Source organism: Micrococcus terreus, assembly GCF_900116905.1.
In the GTDB taxonomy this organism is placed as follows: Bacteria; Actinomycetota; Actinomycetes; order Actinomycetales; family Micrococcaceae; genus Citricoccus; species Citricoccus terreus.
This window is the reverse complement of record NZ_FPCG01000013.1, coordinates 14,715-32,301: the sequence shown is the minus strand read 5'-3', so window position 1 is coordinate 32,301 and position 17,587 is coordinate 14,715. Positions and strand designations below refer to the sequence as shown.

The 17,587-nt window shown below is 70.0% G+C and carries 13 protein-coding genes and 1 pseudogene; 6 read left to right on the top strand and 8 right to left on the bottom strand.

The genetic code is table 11. From position 1 onward, the window contains the following. Nucleotides 1-5: 5 nt before the first annotated feature. Nucleotides 6-1,871 carry an ABC transporter ATP-binding protein gene (locus BM355_RS12850; protein WP_091699302.1) on the bottom strand — a complete coding sequence of 622 codons (1,866 nt, stop codon included), beginning with the start codon at nucleotides 1,869-1,871 and terminating at the stop codon, nucleotides 6-8. A gap of 112 nt (nucleotides 1,872-1,983) precedes the next feature. Between BM355_RS12850 and BM355_RS12845 the strand changes: the two genes are divergently transcribed. Continuing rightward, the gene (locus tag BM355_RS12845; protein WP_091699299.1) at nucleotides 1,984-2,547 is read left to right on the top strand and encodes a MarR family winged helix-turn-helix transcriptional regulator; all 564 of its coding nucleotides are present in this window, start codon (nucleotides 1,984-1,986) and stop codon (nucleotides 2,545-2,547) included. A gap of 224 nt (nucleotides 2,548-2,771) precedes the next feature. On the opposite strand, the gene BM355_RS12840 is transcribed toward BM355_RS12845, so the two are convergent. From BM355_RS12840 to BM355_RS12810, 7 genes and pseudogenes are all read right to left on the bottom strand, one after another. Next, complete coding sequence (locus BM355_RS12840) at nucleotides 2,772-5,003, bottom strand: catalase (protein WP_091699361.1); 2,232 nt, start codon at nucleotides 5,001-5,003, stop codon at nucleotides 2,772-2,774. 208 nt (nucleotides 5,004-5,211) lie between these two features. Beyond that, nucleotides 5,212-6,684: a protein adenylyltransferase SelO gene (locus BM355_RS12835; RefSeq protein ID WP_091699296.1), complete on the bottom strand. Its 1,473-nt coding sequence runs from the start codon at nucleotides 6,682-6,684 to the stop codon at nucleotides 5,212-5,214. A 47-nt stretch (nucleotides 6,685-6,731) separates the two neighbouring features. Further along, nucleotides 6,732-7,637, bottom strand: a complete 906-nt coding sequence (locus tag BM355_RS12830; RefSeq protein WP_091699295.1) for a sulfurtransferase — start codon at nucleotides 7,635-7,637, stop codon at nucleotides 6,732-6,734. 103 nt (nucleotides 7,638-7,740) lie between these two features. Then, a complete protein-coding gene (locus BM355_RS12825; protein WP_091699359.1) occupies nucleotides 7,741-8,184 on the bottom strand; it encodes an acyl-CoA thioesterase in 444 nt (147 codons plus the stop codon). 63 nt (nucleotides 8,185-8,247) lie between these two features. Next, on the bottom strand, nucleotides 8,248-9,096 hold the full coding sequence (locus BM355_RS12820; protein WP_091699293.1) for a DUF1648 domain-containing protein: 849 nt from the start codon (nucleotides 9,094-9,096) through the stop codon (nucleotides 8,248-8,250). 195 nt (nucleotides 9,097-9,291) lie between these two features. Beyond that, a pseudogene (locus BM355_RS12815) lies at nucleotides 9,292-10,269 on the bottom strand (M14 family zinc carboxypeptidase). A 302-nt stretch (nucleotides 10,270-10,571) separates the two neighbouring features. Beyond that, nucleotides 10,572-12,056: an MDR family MFS transporter gene (locus BM355_RS12810; RefSeq protein ID WP_425435635.1), complete on the bottom strand. Its 1,485-nt coding sequence runs from the start codon at nucleotides 12,054-12,056 to the stop codon at nucleotides 10,572-10,574. A 275-nt stretch (nucleotides 12,057-12,331) separates the two neighbouring features. On the opposite strand from BM355_RS12810, the gene BM355_RS12805 reads away from it, so the two are divergent. The 5 genes from BM355_RS12805 to BM355_RS12785 are packed head-to-tail and all read left to right on the top strand — an operon-like array spanning nucleotide 12,332 to nucleotide 17,574. Continuing rightward, entirely contained in the window at nucleotides 12,332-13,168 is an 837-nt protein-coding gene (locus BM355_RS12805; RefSeq protein ID WP_091699290.1) for a formate/nitrite transporter family protein, read from the top strand. Nucleotides 13,169-13,217: 49 nt separating this feature from the next. After that, nucleotides 13,218-15,404, top strand: a complete 2,187-nt coding sequence (locus BM355_RS12800; protein ID WP_091699288.1) for a S9 family peptidase — start codon at nucleotides 13,218-13,220, stop codon at nucleotides 15,402-15,404. Further along, nucleotides 15,404-16,648 carry an amidohydrolase family protein gene (locus BM355_RS12795; protein ID WP_091699286.1) on the top strand — a complete coding sequence of 415 codons (1,245 nt, stop codon included), beginning with the start codon at nucleotides 15,404-15,406 and terminating at the stop codon, nucleotides 16,646-16,648. The genes BM355_RS12800 and BM355_RS12795 overlap by 1 nt, the downstream gene beginning before the upstream one ends. Continuing rightward, nucleotides 16,648-16,857, top strand: a complete 210-nt coding sequence (locus tag BM355_RS14725) for a hypothetical protein (protein ID WP_091699283.1) — start codon at nucleotides 16,648-16,650, stop codon at nucleotides 16,855-16,857. The genes BM355_RS12795 and BM355_RS14725 overlap by 1 nt, the downstream gene beginning before the upstream one ends. Before the next feature lie 9 nt (nucleotides 16,858-16,866). After that, nucleotides 16,867-17,574 (top strand): DUF2332 family protein, encoded by a 708-nt coding sequence (locus tag BM355_RS12785; protein ID WP_245760819.1) that lies wholly within the window; start codon nucleotides 16,867-16,869, stop codon nucleotides 17,572-17,574. Nucleotides 17,575-17,587 lie beyond the last annotated feature (13 nt).

Sequence of the window (17,587 nt, the reverse complement as noted above, 5' to 3'; positions counted from 1 at the left end):
TCTCGTCAAGCCACCAGGGCTGATTCCCGGCCGGCGGCCAGGGAGGCGAACGGGCCGTCTGCGGTGAGGAGCTCGGACGGGGCGCCCTGCTCCACGATCCGGCCGCCCTCCAGCACGATCACCTGATCGGCGTCCATCACGGTGGAGAGACGGTGGGCGATCATCAGGGTGGTCCGTCCGGAGGAGAGCTCGTCCAGGGCCGCCTGCACGCGCGCCTCCGTAGTGTTGTCCAACGCCGAGGTGGCCTCGTCCAGCACCAGCACAGGCGGGTTGCGCAGCACGGTCCGGGCGATCGCCAGCCGCTGCTGCTCACCACCGGAGAACCGATGCCCCCGCGCTCCAACCAGGGTGTCCAGTCCCTCCGGCAGTGCCGCGATGGTCCCGGCCAGCGAGGCCGTCTCCAGGGCGGACCACAGCGCGGCATCGGTGGCCCCGGGCTGGGCCAACAGCAGGTTCTCCCGCACGCTGGCGTGGATCAGGTACGTCTCCTGCGAGACCACGCCGACCGTGGCCGCCAGGTCCGCCGGGGCCAGATCCCGCACATCCACGCCGTCGATCATCACCCGTCCGGAGGTGGCGTCGTACAGCCGCGGCACCAGGGAGGCCAGCGTGGACTTGCCAGACCCGGTGGAACCGACCACCGCCGTGGTGGTGCCGGCAGGGACCACCAGGTCGATCCCCGCCAAGGTGGGGGAGCCGTCGTCATAGGCGAAGCTGACCTGCTCGAAGCGCACCTCGCCCTGGACGCGCTCGGCGTCCCACGGGGCCGGATCCGCCGGCGGCTTCAGCTCCGGATCCAGGTCCAGGTACTCGAAGATGCGAGAGAAGAAAGCCAGCGCGGTCACCCACTGCACGCCGATGTTCAACAGCCCCATCACCGGGCGGAACACCTGACCCTGCAGCGCGGTGAAGGCCACCAGGGTGCCGATCGTCATGCCCTGCGAGGTGGCGGGCAGGCCGGCGGCCAGGTAGATCACCGCGGGGATGGCCGCGAAGACGATCTGCATGGTGGCCATCCGCCACCGCCCGGCCAGCTGACTGCGCAGCTCCAGGCCGATCAGCTGGTCCGAGCGCTGCGTGAACAGGGTGGCATCCCGCGCGGTGGTGCCCAGGGTCTTGGCCAGGCGGGCGCCGGAGACCGAGAGTCCCTCCTCCACCTGGGTGTGCAGGGCGGCCAGGGTGGCTTGACGTTCGTCCGTGACCTGGCGGCGAATCAGGGCCACGCGCCGGGAGAGCCAGATGGCCGGGGGCAGCACCACCAGGGAGATCAGGCTCAGCTGCGGGGAGAGCGCCACCATGGCGACGGCTGTGGCGACGGTGGTGGTCAGGTTGCTGGCCACGCCGGTGGCGGTGGAGGTGACCACGGACTGCATGCCGGCGATGTCATGGGTCAGCCGCGACTGCACCTCGCCGCCGCGCGTGCGGGTGAAGAAGGACAGCGGCTGGGACTGCAGGTGGGTGAAGAGCTTCACGCGCAGGGCATGCATGACCTTCTGGCCCATGGCGGTGGCCATCCAGGTCTGCACCACCCCGATCACACTGGTCAGAGCGGCCACGCCCACCATGGCCGCGGTCAGCCAGATCAGCAGGGGGATGTCCTGGTGGGGCAGGGCGTCGTCGATCACGCCGCGCACCAGGAACGGCTGGGCCAGGTTGATCACGGAGGCGGCGGTGATGAGCAGGACCACGACGACGATGGTCGGGCGGTGCGGGGCGAAGAGGGCTGCGATGCGGCGCAGGGAGACCGGGTGACGCGTCAGCTGGGTCCGGTCTGCGGGGTTCAGGCGCGCGGGGCCGCGGCCGGGGCGGTCTGAGGTGTGGGGGATGCTGCCGGGGGTGGTGGCGGGGATGTTCGGGGAAGAGTGGTTCATGGGGCGCTCCTTCGTGCGTGCGCCGGGCTCGGGGACAGATGCGTCCGAGCGGTTCGATGTAGTGAGGTTACCTCACTAAGAGGTTGCAGCGCAATCTGGGTAGACTGCGGGCATGCGAGAGGTGGATGGTGCGAGTGCTCGGGAGCCAGGCTCTGGTGCGGTCGAGTCCGTGGGCGGCGCTGGTGGTGCTGCTGTGGATGGCGGGGACCTGGGCGAGCTGATGCACGCGGCGTTCCGGCAGCTGCGCCGGCGGTGGAGCGAGCAGTTGGCGCCGCTGGATCTGACGCCGCACCAGTCCCGGGCGCTGTTCGCCGTGGAGCAGGGAGGATGCTCCCACCCCGCCCCGTGCGGACACAGCCACCACGGCGGTCCTGGAGAGAGGGGCGACGACGGGGCCGGAGTGCGCCTGAAGGATCTGGCCGCGCGGCTGCGGATCGCCCCGCGCTCGGCCACCGAAGTGGTGGACCAGCTGGCGGACAAGGGCTTGGTGGAGCGGACCCCGGATCCATCCGATCGGCGGGCCACGCGGATCGTGCTCTCGGAGGCCGGGGTGGAGCTGCGGCGTCAGGTCACGCAGGTGCGCCGGCGCGAGGCCGGGGACTTCTTCGCGGTGCTGGATTCCGAGGACCAGACTGAGCTGGCCCGACTGCTGGGGCTGCTGTCTGGCCGCGACTGACGGCACTGACGGGGTGCTGACGGACCACGACGGTTCTGCCCCCCTTCCCGGGACAGTTCCAAGGGGGGAGAGGGTCCGATCTGTCCAGGGAAGGGGGTCAAGGCGCGGGGGAGCAGCCCGGACACCGTTCGAGTGACAGCCGACGACGGCCGACACCGTTCATGTGACAGGAACCGGCCCCGAGGGACCGGTTCCTGTCACACGAAGAGTGCCGCGGCTGAGGGTCAGCCGGAGAGGCGCCCGGTGGTGGGGAACCGCTCCCACACGCGGTGGGCCGGCATCAGGCCGAGCAGCTCCTGCACGGCAGCAGCGGCGTCACCGACGGAGACCACGCCCGCGGAGTCGGCCACGCCGGCCTCCTGGAGCATGTCCGTCCCGCCGCCGACCCCGGCGATCGCCTTGGCCTGGCGCCACACCTCCTGCACCAGCAGAGCCGCACGCGGATCCACGTCCGTCCGCGGTCCGGCGGCCGCGGCCTTGGCATCCAGTCCGTGGGCGGCGTCGTCCCCGGCCGGCGCCGGCGAGAGCACCAGCAGGGCGTCGAACTCGATCGAGCGGGCGGTGAGGTAGGTGCGCTGGGCCACCAGGCCCGAGTCCGCACCGCCCACCGGCCCGCCCTGCGGGGCGATGATCAGCGGAACCAGCCCCGCGCCGTCGATCGCCTGCACCGCGGAGGCGAGCTGGCCGGCGTCGGGATCCGGGCCCACCAGCAGGCCGATCTGCCGACCGTCCAGCGGCCACTCCTGCCCCACCTGGGACAGTGCCGGCGAGGGCTGCACGTCCGCGGGGGCCTCCTCCGGCTCCGGGACGGGCATGCCCAGCCCCGCGGCCACCTGCTGGGCCAGTCCGGTGTCGATCGCCCCGAGGCAGCGCAGCTGGCGCTCGCGGATGTTCTGCTCGTAGCACTTGCCCAGCTCGAAGGTGTACGCCTGGGCCACGTGCTCACGCTCCACCTCCGACAGGGAGAGGTAGAACAGGCGGGCGTGGCTGAAGTGGTCCTCGAAGGACGCGGCCAGCTCGCGCTCCTTGACGGATGCGGCCACCGGGGCGGGGTGGTCGATGAACGGCCGGTCGTCCGCCGGGGTGGGGAAGGGGTTGTTCCCGTCCAGCGAGTTCGGGTGGTACGGGGCCACTCCGCGGTGCACGGCGGTCTGATGCATGCCGTCACGCAGCATGTCGTTGACCGCGGCGTGCGGACGGTTGATGGGCAGCTGGGTCCAGTTCGGCCCGCCCAGCCGGCTGAGCTGGGTGTCCAGGTAGGAGAACAGCCGGCCCTGCAGCAGGGGGTCGTTGGTGACGTCGATGCCCGGGACGAGGTTGTTGGGGTTGAACGCCACCTGCTCGGTCTCGGCGAAGTAGTTGGAGGGGTTCCGGTTCAGCACCATCTTGCCGATCGGCTCCACCGGGACCAGCTCCTCCGGGACCAGCTTGGTGGGGTCCAGCAGGTCGATGCCCTGGAACATCTGGTCCTCGGTGTCCTCGAACACCTGCACGCCCAGCTCCCACTCCGGGTAGGCGCCGGCCTCGATGGCGTCCGCCAGGTCCCGGCGGTGGAAGTCCGGGTCGGCGCCGTTGATCAGCTGCGCCTCCTCCCAGGTCACCGAGTGCACGCCCAGCTTGGGCTTCCAGTGGAACTTCACCAGGGAGGTGGATCCGTCCGGCCCGATCAGCCGGAAGGTGTGCACGCCGAAGCCCTCCATCATCCGGTAGGACCGCGGGATGCCGCGATCGGACATGTTCCAGATGGTGTGGTGCTGGGCCTCGGTGTGCAGGGAGACGAAGTCCCAGAACGTGTCATGGGCGGACTGGGCCTGCGGGATCTCTCGGTCCGGGTGGGGCTTGGCCGCATGCACCACGTCCGGGAACTTGATGGCGTCCTGGATGAAGAACACGGGCATGTTGTTGCCCACCAGGTCCCAGGTGCCCTCGTCCGTGTAGAACTTGGTGGCGAAGCCGCGGGTGTCGCGGGCGAGATCGCCGGAGCCGCGCGAGCCCAGCACGGTGGAGAACCGCACGAAGACCTCGGTCTCCTTGTCCTTGGCGAACACCCCGGCCTGGGAGATCTTCGCGGCCGTGCCGTAGCCGGTGAACACGCCGTGCGCTCCGGCGCCGCGGGCGTGGACCACGCGCTCGGGGATGCGCTCATGGTCGAAGTGGCTGATCTTCTCCCGGAAGTGGTGGTCCTGCAGCAGGGCCGGACCGCGGGGCCCAGCGCGCAGGGTGTGGTCGGTGTCCTTCAGGCGGGCGCCGTGGGCGGTGGTCAGGAACTCGCCGCCTTGGGCCACCTGGGCGGGATCGGTCCCGGTCTGCTGGCCGGTGGGGGACACGGTGGCCGGTCCCTTCTGGTCCGGCTTGGGGTCCAGCGGAGGCGCCGGGGTGGTGGGCTCCTCCACAGCAGGTGGCTGGGGCGCGGGGGCTCCGGGGATCTTCGGCTGGCTCTGGTCTGCACTGCTCATGGCATCCACCTTTCTCGCGGCGGCCTCAAGGGGTGTGGTGTGGCGGGCCACCTGGGACATCGGTCCAGGTCCTGACGCTAGTGCGCCACCAGGGGGCCTGGCCAGCAGTACCCGACGCCGGCCCCTCACCGATCACGGTCACGCCACGTGCGCTTCGGCTCGGCATGTCTCCACAGTTGGCGCGTATGTGATCCAGCGAAGGGGAGCGTCAGGTCCCGCAGAATGTGACGTACGGGCCGAAGGAGTCCGGGGCGGGCTCGGCGTACCGCTCGAGCCCTGGACGCTCGGTGTACGGTTCGGCCAGGACCTCTGCGAGCCGGTGGAAGGGGTCCAGGTCTCCGGCGGTGGCGGCCTGAAGGGCCTCCTCCACCAGGTGGTTGCGCGGGATGTACACCGGGTTGCTCCGGGACATCAGCTCCGCATCCGGGGTGAAGGCCTGCCATCCGGCCAGCCAGTCGTCGAAGGCAGGCAGGTCCGTGAACAGCGAGCGTACTGTGCGCGTGTCCCCGGCGGCGGCCTGAGTCAGGGCGTGGAAGAACACGGTGTGGTCCACGCGGTTCTGTTTCAGCAGCTGCAGGACCTCATCCGCCACAGGTCCCACCGTGGTGTCCTCCTGGTCCGAGGACAGGCCCAGCTTCTGCCGCAGGCCGTCCACCCAGGCCACGCTGAAGGCTCGGGCGAACCCGTTGAGCGCCTCAGTGGCGATCTCCACCGCACGGTCCTGGTCCGGGTCCAGCAACGGGATGAGGGTCTCGGCGAACCGGGCCAGGTTCCAGTGGGCGATGGCCGGCTGGTTCCGGTAGGCGTAGCGGCCGCCGGTGTCGATCGAGCTGAACACCGCGGCGGGGTCATACGCGTCCAGGAAGGCGCACGGACCGTAGTCGATGGTCTCCCCGGAGATGGTCATGTTGTCCGTGTTCATCACCCCGTGCACGAAGCCCACGCACATCCACTGCGCCACCAGCTCACCCTGGGCCCGCACCACGTTCTGCAGCAGGGCCAGGTACGGTTGATCCGCGTCCGCCGCCTGCGGATGGTGCCGGGTGATGGCGTAGTCGGCGAGCCTGCGCACCAGATCCTCGTCCTCGTCCTGGTCCTGGTCCTGAGCCTGCAGTGCGGCGGCGTACTGGAAGGAGCCCACGCGCAGGTGACTGGACGCCACCCGGGCCAGCACGGCGCCGGGCAGTGGACCGTCCGCGCGCATCACGGACCGCCCCGTGGCCACCACGCCCAGGGAGCGGGTGGTGGGGATCCCCAGGGCGTGCATGGCCTCGCTGACCAGGTGCTCACGCAGCATCGGGCCCAGGGCCGCGCGCCCGTCTCCGCCCCGGGAGAACGGCGTGGGTCCGGAGCCCTTCAGGTGCACGTCCAGAAGCCGGCCGTCCTCGCCCCGCACCTCGCCCAGCAGCAGGGCGCGCCCATCACCCAGGCGGGGTGAGTACCCGCCGAACTGGTGACCGGCATATCCCTGCGCGACCGGTGTGGCGCCGTCGGGAAGCTCTTGGCCGCTCAGGAACCGTGCACCCTCAGGACCGCCCAGCCACTCCGGGTCCAGGCCGAACCGCTGCGCCAGCGGGGCGTTGACCACCACCGGCTGCGGGTCCGCGACCTCCTCCGCACTCCAGGGCACGGAGAGCTCGGGCAGGGCGGTGGCGAAGTCGTGGCTGAGGTGAAGGGGCACGTCACCACTCTTCCACTGGTGCCGGACGGGCGGTCAAGGGGCGGGGGTCAGCGGCCGGTCTGCAGGGGCAGCGTCTCGTCCGCGGCCCACTCGGTCATGGAGCCGTCATACACGGCCACGTCCTCACGGCCGAGCCGGGCCAGCTCGAATGCCATGAGGGTGGCGGCGATCCCGGAGCCGCAGTAGGTGATGGGCTGCTTCGAGCTCTCCAGTGCGCCGGACTCGGCGAAGAGTGCGCGGGCGTCCTCCACTCCGGCCACCCGACCCTCCGGGGTGAGCGCGCCCTGGAACGGGACGTTGACGCTGGAGGGGATGTGGCCGGCGCGGTCATAGGTGAGGCGGTGGCCGGAGAAGGTGTCCTCGTCCAGCACGTTGATCAGCAGCTGGGAGTCGTCCTGGATGGCGGCCAGCACGCGCTCGCGGTCGGCGTAGAGCTCGGGGCGGCGGCGTGCGGTGAATGTGGCGGCGGGCAGGGTCTCGGTGCCGGAGGCCAGCGGCAGCCCGGCGTCTTTCCACGCGGTGAGCCCGCCGTCCAGCACGGAGATGGTCTCGAACCCTTCCAAGCGCAGGTTCCACCACAGGCGGGTGGCCCACATGTTCACGCCCTGGTCGTAGATCACCACGTGCGCGCCGTCCCCGATCCCCAGGGCCCCCATCCGCTCGGCGAAGGCCTGGCTGTCCAGCGCGGTGAAGGTGGTGGGGGCGTCCGTGTCCGCGAACTCGGTGAGCAGGTCGGCGAAGACCGCACCGGGGATGTGCTCGCGCTCGTACGCCTGACGGCCGGAGGAGACCACGTAGTAGCCGTCGCCCTCGGGCTGCTCCAGGAACGTGGTGGCGTCCACGATCCGCAGGTTCTCATCCTTCCTGTGCCCGGCGAGCCAGGCGGCGTCCACGAGCAGCGGGGTGGTGGTGCGGTCCGTGGTCTGTGCGGTGTGCGTGGGGTTCGTGGTCATGCCTTTCACGCAACGCGGTGAACCTGGACGGCGCGTGTGCACGCTTCATCCGGCGTAGCACGGTGGCGCGCGCCGACTCGCTCGCGGCGTCCGGTGCCGACGCCTACTCCTCCGGACGCTCGCGAGGAAGGCGGTCGCGGTCGTAGGTGATCTCCGTGTACCCATGCGGCTGAGGCTTGCCGTCCTCCCCGAGCGAGACGAACACGATCTTCTCGATCGAGAGGATGGTCTGCCGGGTGATCATGTTCCGCACCACGGCCTTCATGGTCAGCGAGGTCCGCCCGAACGAGACCGCCTTCAGTCCCATCTCGATCATGTCGCCCTGCTGCGCGGAGGAGACGAAGTTGATCTCGGAGATCAGTTTGGTGACGCTGCGCTGGTTGCCCAGCTGGATGATGGCGTAGATCGCGGCCTGCTCGTCGATCCACCGCAGCAGCGATCCGCCGAACAGGGTGCCGTTGGCGTTCAGGTCCTCCGGTTTGACCCACTTGCGCGTGTGGAAGTGGACCTCCTCGGACGGCCGGGGCTGATCGATCTGGTCTGACATCTGCACCACATCCTGGGCTCGCGGGGTCACGTCGTCGTCCCCTCAGGATAGGGGTGGGCCAGGTCAGTTCCCAGGGGTCAGGAAGATCGGGACCAGGGGGCCGATGATCACCAGCAGAAAGACCACGACGACGGCCTTCCCCTTGGCGTGCCCGACGTTCAGTGTCACTCCCACGCCATAGCCTTCGCGCTTGGGCACGAACAGCTTGGGCTCGGTGGGGTCGTTCAGGATGCCGCCGGGCAGCCAGCGCCGTTCCTCCGCTTCCTCCTCCGGGGTGGGGTGGACGCCGTGCTCTGCGGCCGTGCGGCGGGACCACCGTGCCCACTGACGGAAGGGCGGGACCATGACCACGAAGATGCCGACCAGGAAGAGGAGGACCGGCCACATTGGCATGTCCGCGCCGGTGCCGTCCGCGGCTTCGCGCGCGTACGACCAGGACTGGGCCGTCTGGTAGACGAACATCAGATTCAGCAGGAGCGTGATCCACCCCAGGACGGCGCGCAGCGCACGGTGTGAGCCCTCCACGCGGAAGTGTCCCCAGAGGGAGCGTTGTGCCGGGTCGGTGGAGTCGAATATCGGGACCATGGCGGCGATCAGGCCCAGCAGCACGGTTTCACCGGCACCGATGATCAGACTCAGGGCGGCAGAGCCGAACGAGGTGTCCTCCCAGCCGCGGACCTCCCCGCTGGGTCCGAACCCGGTGGGCATCTGGTCCGGCAGGGTGGGCAGGGTCATCCAGGCCCAGACCAGCCCGACGACGATGACCCCGAGTCCGATGAACCAGGGTGCCCAGGCCTGCCGCCGACCGGCGGAGAGGGCGTCGCCCAGCCGAGTGCCGTCGGGCAGCAGCTGGTCCTCGTGGTCATCAGAGCCGAACGGGGACGCAGAAGCAGGTGGAGGGCCGGAGGTCATCCTTCCACCCTATCGAGGTCGTTCCGCTCCCCACCCTTCGATCATGATCACGCCAACTGCTGTCGGCCTCGGCGTGTCGCGGCAACAACTGCGCACGTGATCAGGGGGGAGGGATGACCACGGCCGGCAGGTGAGGCGAAAGCGCCACCTGCCGGCCGTCGTCGGGAACTGCCTGCTGAGAGCTGACCTGCCGGGTCAGCGGGGCAGGTTGTACTGCTCGGGCAGGGTGTCCCAGAAGGTGGTGTCCGCGGTCTCTACGGAGCCGTCAGCGATCGCCCGCGCGGTGGCCTCGAGCGTGACCACGGTCTGCTTGATCAGGTAGCCGTTGGACTTCTGGCCGAGCACGGCCCACTCGCCCTCGTGGTCGGACATGCCGCGCATCTCGAACAGCAGAGTGGAGATGTCGTACTCCACGGCGATCCCGTTGCGCCCGATGGTCTCGGCGGTCCCGCCCACGTACTTGCCCAGGTGGCCCCAGCCGGTGGGCTGGATGGCGTTGTAGACGATCGAGCCGAGGCGCTTGGAGCCTTCCAGCACGTCCGCATCCACGTTCGGCGAGGTCGGGTAGAGGAAGGACCCGGAGACGAGCTGCCCGTCCACGGCGGACCGAGTGCCTTGGTGGTGCAGGTCGATCATGTAGTCGATGCTGTACTCCTTCAGCACGTTGTAGTGCAGCGCCTGGGTCTCGGGCTGGGTCTTGGCCACGTGGTCGCGGTTCAGGTCCACCTCGTTGGCGTTGTACCGGGTGAGGTTGCGGTCACCGGAGGCGATGTAGTCCTCCAGCGAGAAGTCCACATCCCCCATGGCGCCGTCCGGATTGGCCATGGGCAGCACCAGGATGTTCACTCCGTCCAGCACGCCCTTCATCTTCCCGGTGCCCAGTGACTTGATGAACGCCAGCGCGCCCTCGGTGGTCAGCTGCTCGTTGCCGTGCTGCTGGGTCAGGTAGAGGATCGTGGGGTTGTCTGGGTCGGAGATGTACTTGACCAGGTGGATGTCCCGGCCCTTCACCGACTGCCCGATCACCTCCAGCTCCATGGCCGACTACTTCGCGTCCTGCTTCTTCAGCTCCGCGACCAGCTCGTCGTAGGTGTGCAGGATCGAGGTGTTGATGGTCTCGTTCCCGCCGTAACCCGGACCCTCGCCCACGGCGAAGGCCGGCTGGGCGGCCATTCCGCCTCCCAGCGTGAGTCCTGCGGCCAGCACGACGGCGGCCAGTCGCCTGGAGCGTGAGGCGCGGCTGGGGCTAGGGGTGGAGGTGGGGGACAGCGGGGTGTGCGTGGTGCGGTGCATAGGTCAGATCCTCTCGAGGGTGCGACCCAGGTGCACGTCGCTGAGCTGGGTCACGGGTGGATCGTTCCAGTCAACGTCGAGATGGGGCAGCTGGTCAACGGCTCCCCGTTCGCCCCCCACCGATCATGATCACGCCAACTGCGGTCCGCCTCGGCGTGTCGCACCGACAACTGCGCACGTGATCAGTGGTGGGTCGGCTCCTCCGGGGCGGTGGTGCGGCGCACGAACAGGGTGCCCACCACGGCGAGCAGAGAGATCGCGGCGCCGCAGAGCAGGGCGCTGTGCACGCCGTCCATCAGGGCGGTCTGCTCATCCACGCCCGCAGCGGCGCCGGCCACCGAGGCGGCGGTCATCACGGTGATGAACAGTGCGGTGCCTGCGGCTCCGGCGACCTGCTGGATGGTGGAGACGATCGCACTGCCGTGCGGGTACAGCCGACGCGGCAGGGCGCCCAGGGCGTTGGTCATCAGCGGGGAGAACATCAGGGCCAGCCCGGCGTTGAGGGTCACGTGCCAGGCGATCACCGTGCCCAGGGTGCTGTCCGCGCCCAGGGTGGTCATGCCCCACAGTGCCCCTGAGGTCAGCACAGCACCGGGGATGACCAGGGGGCGCGGACCCACGCGGTCGAAGAGCCGTCCCACGAAGTAGCCGAGCACGCCCATCACCAGTCCGCCGGGCAGCAGGGCCATGCCGGTCTCCAGGGTGGAGTAGCCGGCCACGTTCTGCAGGTAGATCGGCAGCAGGATCAGGGTGCCGAACAGGTACATCATGTTCACGGCCACCAGGCAGACGGCCAGGCTGAACGCACCGACCTTGAAGGCGCGCAGGTCCATCAGGGCGAAGTCCTTCAGGTTCAGCTGCCGCCACACGAAGACCGCCAGAGCGGCCAGGCCGATCCCCAGCGGGATCAGCGGGTTCACGGCGGCGGTGCCCTCGGCGGCGGAGCCGATGCTGCTCAGCCCGTAGATGGTCCCGGCGAAGCCGATGCCGGAGAGCACCACGGAGAGCACGTCCAGCGGGATGCGGCGCGGCTCGGTGACGTTGCGGATCATCAGGGTGCCCAGGACCAGGGCGAGCAGGGCGATCGGCAGGACCAGCCAGAACATCCAGCGCCAGGTCAGCATGTCCAGCACGATCCCGCCCACGGTGGGGCCGGTGGCCGGGGCCACGGCGATCACGATCGAGATCACGCCCATGGTCCGCCCGCGCCGCTCGGCCGGCACCACGTTGAGCACGGTGGTGAACAGCAGCGGCATCATGATGGCGGTGCCGATGGCCTGGATCACGCGGCCGGTCACCAGCAGCGGGAACACCGGGGCCAGGGCGGCCACCAGGGTGCCGATGCTGAAGCTGGTCATGGCGATCGCGAACACGGTGCGCAGCGGCATCCGGGTCAGCAGGTAGCCGGTGACCGGGATGACCACGGCCATGGTCAGCATGAACGCGGTGGTCAGCCACTGTGCGGTGGCCGCACCCACAGAGAACTCCTCCATCAGCTCCGGCAGCGCCACGGACATGATGGTCTCGTTCAGGATGACCACGAACGCGGCGGCCACGAGCAGGGCGATCAGCTTCCCGGTGCCGGCGGGGAGATCGTCGGTGTGCGAGCCCTGTCCGCTGGGGTTCAGATCGGCGGTGGGCCGGTCGGTGTCAGGGGCAGAGGTCACAGCGGTGCCTTTCGGGCGGAGAGTCAGATGAGCCAGGTCGGGCAGGGAAGCGCGTGTGCGCAGAGGTCATGGGGTGGCGGACCACAGTGTCCGAGAGCGGGTGCGCCTGCCGGAGTGCACACAGCAGAACCTATCTAGGGTACGCGAGTGCAGGCGCGCTGACCACTGTGATGAGGGCCACCGCGTCAAGCAGTCAACTGACCTGACCGCGCGTGGGCGCAGTAGGATCAGACCCCACCACAGGCCACCGCACCGCCCACGCGAGGGGAACCAGGATGAGTGAAGAACGGCGCCGTGAGCTCGGCGAGAACGATCTTCCGGTCGAGCAGCATCTGCAGGATGCGTTCGAGAGCACGATGGAGGAGGGGGCGGAGCGTCTCCACCGCACCTTCCGATCCCTGGTCATCACCGGGCTGTTCGGTGGGATGGAGATCGGCGTCGGTGTGATGGCCTACTTGGCCGTCCTGGAGGAGACGGACAGCCACCTGCTGGCCGGCCTGGCCTTCGGCATCGGGTTCATCGCCGTTCTGCTGGCCCACAGTGAGCTGTTCACCGAGGACTTCCACATCCCCGTCATGGCCCTGGTCACGCGCCAGGCCAGCATCTGGAGGCTGCTGCGGCTCTGGGCCGTCACCCTGGTCAGCAACCTGGCCGGGGGATTGATCATCATGTGGCTGGTGGTGCAGGCGTTCCCGCAGTGGCATGGCCTGCTCGGGGAGACGGCCCATCACTACGCAGACGCGCCGTTCTCCCTGCAGACCGCCTGCCTCGCTCTGCTCGGGGGAAGCACCATCACCCTGATGACGCGGATGCAGAAGGGCACGGACTCGGAGATCGTGCGCGTGGTGGCGGCCATTGGCGGAGGGTTCCTGCTGGCCGGCCTCCAGCTCTTCCACTCGATCCTGGACTCTCTGTTCATCTTCGGAGCCATGATGTCCGGCGCAGAGATCACCGTCCTGCAGTGGCTGGGATGGTTCGGCTACACGGTGGTCTTCAACGTCTTGGGCGGCCTGCTCCTGGTGACCGCTCTACGCATCGTACGGACCAAGGAGCTGGTGGCACACTACCGAGACCAGACTCCGCCCGATCCGGATGCACCCCACCACAGCTGACCGCTGCCTGAGATTGCCCCCAGAGCGCCAGGCCAGTAGAAACGACCCCATGACCTCTCCCGCAGGCGAGCCCGCCAGCCCCTTCCATGACCTCGACGTCTTCACCGCCCTGCCCCGGCTCTCCGGCTTGACCCTCAGCCCCGACGGACAGCGTCTGGTGACCACCGTGGCCACGCGGGACCCCAAGGGCACCGGCTATGCCACCGCACTGTGGGAGGTGGACCCCACCGGGGAACGCGCCGCACGCCGCCTGACCCGTTCTCGTGAGGGAGAGGCCGGTGCGGAGTTCGCCGCAGACGGCACCCTCTGGTTCACCTCGGCGCGCCCGGACCCGGTGGACGAGGACGCCGAGAAGCGCAGCGCCCTGTGGGCACTCCCGTCACACGGCGGCGAGGCCCGGATGGTCCTCTCCCGTCCTGGCGGCATCTCCGCGGTCTCCTGTGCCCGCGCCGCCGACCGGGTGGTGGTCACAGCGAATCGGCTGGTGGGCGCCTCCACCGAGGCCGAGCACGCCGAGCTGACCAAGGCCCGGAAGGACTCCGGGGTGGACGCCATCCTGCACACCGGCTACCCGATCCGGTTCTGGGACCACGATCTGGGCCCGGCCCGACCTGAGCTGTTCGTGCTGGAGGAGGGCGTGGACCCCCAGGGCGAGCCGGCCTCAGACGTCGACGCCGCCGACGCCGAGCACCCTGAACGGGATGAGCAGACCGAGTCTGCATCCGGCGCAGAATCCTCGTCCGCCTCGTCGGCATCCCTGCTGGACCCCGAGGCCATCGACGCCCCGCACCACCTGCGTCACGTCTCCGGGTTCCCCCGCTCGCACGCCTTCGGCCTGGACGCACAGCTCTCCCCGGACGGGACCTTCCTGCTGACCACGGTTGCCACCGCCGAGGCCCGCGGCAACGTCCGTGAGGGCACGGTGGTCCGCGTGGACCTGGCCACCGGCGAGCACCGGGTCCTGCATGACGTCCCCGGTGAGGACGCCTCCGTGGGCCCCATCAGCAACGCCGGCACCCGCGCCATCCTGGTCCGCACCCCGGACTCCACCCCGGAGCGCGCCGTGCACCCCCAGCTGTACGTGCTGGACACGGACACCGGCCGCACCGAGCCGTTGGCCCATGACTGGGACCGCTGGGGTCAGGTGGTGGCCTGGCTGCCGGACGACTCCGCCGTGATCGCGCTCGCTGACTCGGACGGCCGCTGCCCGGTGTTCCGCATCGAGATCGCCACCGGGACCGTCACTCAGGTGACCCGGGAGGATGAGGCTTGGGCCGACGTCGTGCTCTCACCAGACGGGACCACCGCCTACGGGGTGCGCTCCTCCTACCTGTTCCCGCCGGAGGTGGCGCGGATCGACCTGGCCACCGGCCAGACCACGCGGTTGCTCAACCCCACGGCCCGGCCGGAGGTCCCCGGGACCCTGGAGGACGTGGAGACGGTGACCGAGGACGGCACCCGTGTGCGCGGCTGGCTGGTCCTGCCGGAGGGACCCGTGCCGGACGGGGGTCATCCGCTGCTGCTGTGGATCCACGGCGGCCCGCTGAGCTCGTGGAATGCGTGGAGCTGGCGCTGGTGCCCGTGGGTGATGGCCGCGCGCGGGTACGCGGTGCTGCTGCCGGACCCGGCCCTGTCCACCGGCTACGGCCAGGAGTTCATCCAGCGCGGCTGGGGTCAGTGGGGGCAGGCGCCGTACACCGACCTGATGGCGCTGACGGACGCCGTGGAGGAACGGCCGGATATCGACCCCCAGCGCACCGCCGCCATGGGTGGCTCCTTCGGCGGCTACATGGCCAACTGGGTGGCCGGACACACGGATCGGTTCCGCTGCGTGGTCACCCATGCCTCGCTCTGGGCGTTGGACGGCTTCGGCCCCACCACGGACGCCTCGTTCTACTGGACACGCGAGATGACCGAGCGCATGCAGGAGGAGAACTCGCCGCACCGGTTCGTCTCCGAGATCGTCTCGCCCATGCTGGTGATCCACGGGGACAAGGACTACCGCGTGCCCATCGGCGAGGGGCTGCGTCTCTGGTACGAACTGCTGGCCTCGTCCGGTCTGCCCGCGGGGGAGGACGGCTCCACGGCGCACCGGTTCCTGTACTTCCCACAGGAGAACCACTGGATCCTGGCACCTCAGCATGCGCAGGTCTGGTACGAGGTGGTGCTCGGTTTCCTGGGCGAGCATGTCCTGGGCGAGCCCGCCCCGGCGCTGCCGCGGACGCTGGGTCTGTGATGGCGAACTCGACGTCCCGCGGGGCACTGATCCTGCGCAACGTCCGCCCCTGGGGTGGCGAGCCGGCAGAGGTCATCATTCCCGACGACGGCCACATCGGTGAGGTGCGCCCCCTCGCCTCGGGTGCCCCTCGGCAGAGTGGGCCCGACGACGTGGTGGTGGAGGGTCGGGGCAGGATCCTGGTCCCGTCCTTCGCCGATGTGCACGTGCACCTGGACTCGAACCGCCTGGAGCTGCCCTTCCGCCCGCACACCGGTGCGCCGGGCGTGTGGGGGATGATGCTCAACGACCGCAACAACTGGCGGGACGCCGAGGTCAGCATCACCGAGCGCACCACCACCGCCCTGCGGATGGCGATCGAGCGCGGCACCACCCGGGTGCGCACCTACGCCCAGGTGGATGTGGACGCCGGGCTGGAGCGCTTCGAGGCCGTGGTGGCCGCCCAGGAGGAGTTCGCCGGGCGCTGCGAGGTGGAGATCATCGCGTTCCCGCAGGCCGGGCTGCTGAAGGAGAAGGGCAGCGCCGAGGTGCTGGAACGGGCCGTCCAGGCCGGTGCGGACGTGGTGGGCGGGATCGACCCCTGCCAGCTGGACCGGGACCCGGTGCGGCACCTGGACATCGTGTTCGGGCTGGCCGAGAAGTACGGCGTCCCAGTGGACGTGCACCTGCATGAACCCGCCGAGCTGGCCAGGTTCAGCACCGAACTGATCCTGGACCGCACCGAGGCCCTGGGCATGACCGGAAACGTGAGCATCTCGCACGGCTACGGACTCTCGGCCCTGCCCGAGGCCCAGCGCCGGGAGATCTTCGAACGGATGGGCCGGCTGGACGTGGCCATGGCGACCATTGCACCCATGAGCGGACCGCTGCCGCTGGCCGAGCTCGCCCAGGCCGGTGTGCGCGTGGGACTGGGTCAGGACGGCCAGCGCGACTACTGGTCCCCCTACGGCAACGCGGACATGTTGGACCGCACCTGGCAGCTGGCGTTCACGCACGGCTACCGGCAGGACGAGATGATCGAGCACTGCCTGGCCGTGGCCGGCGTGGGTGGCGCGTCCCTGCTGGACCCCGCCGGACCGCGGCTCTACGGCGTGGACGACCGCCCCGGCGTGGACGTGGGGGATGTGGCCGACCTGGTGCTGCTGGCCGGGGACACCCCCACCGCCGCCGTGATGGACCGCTCCCCGGACCGCACCGTCATCCACCGTGGCCGCGTGGTGGCCGATCAGCTCGAGCTGGTCTGATGGAGCCGGTCGGCGGGTCAGGGCCGGACGACCGGGGGAGGGGTGCCGCTGGAGGTCGGTCCTCGAACGAGGACATCGCCGCGCGGTACCGCCACTGGGCGGACGTGGAGGCGGCCGGCACCTCCCCGCAGTACGCGGACTGGGCGCACGGGGTGGCGGACACCCCGGAGCTGGTCGAGCACCTGGCGGACCTGGGCGCCAAACGGTAGCCCAACCTGGTGTTCGGCGCCGCCGCCGGGCTCTGCCTGCTGCCGGACCACTACGCCTACCGGTACCGGACGGATGCCTTCGGAGCCACGGGCGCGGACCGCACCACGGACATCTCCGCCACCGTCTCCCTCCCCGGCCTGGAGCCGCCCGTCCTGGACTGCGAGCTCCGCGGCGACTGGACCACCACCTCAGCCGAGCCTGACCGCGGATGGCTGGGGCCGCCGTCGGGAATCCCGCCGGTGGCCTGGCGCGCCGGACTGGACCTGAACCCCCTGGACGCCGCCGACCCGGACACCACCGCGTGGCTGCAGACCCTCGTCTGGCCCGAGCACCACGAACGCCGAGCCCGGCTGCGGCAGGCCGGTGCCCTCGCCGCACAGGTGAAGCCGCGCATCCTGCCCGGAGACCTGTCCGAGCCGGGGGTGCCCGCGCTGCACCGACTGGTGGAGCAGGTGCCGGGAGACCTCACACTGGTGGTCTTCCACACCGCGGTCCTGGCCTACCTTCCCGACGACGCCCGGCTGGCTCTGGCGGACACGCTGCGGGAGCTGCCGGGTCACTGGGTGAGCCAGGAGGGGGTCAACGTCCTGCCGGACGTGCACCGCGGGGCAGCGGAGGCGGCCGCAGAGATGACGGAGCCGTTCTTCGTGCAGTCCGTGGACGGAGAGCCCACCGCCCTGGTGGGACCGCATGGGGCGTGGATCCAGCCGCTGTGAGTCGGGGCTGGTC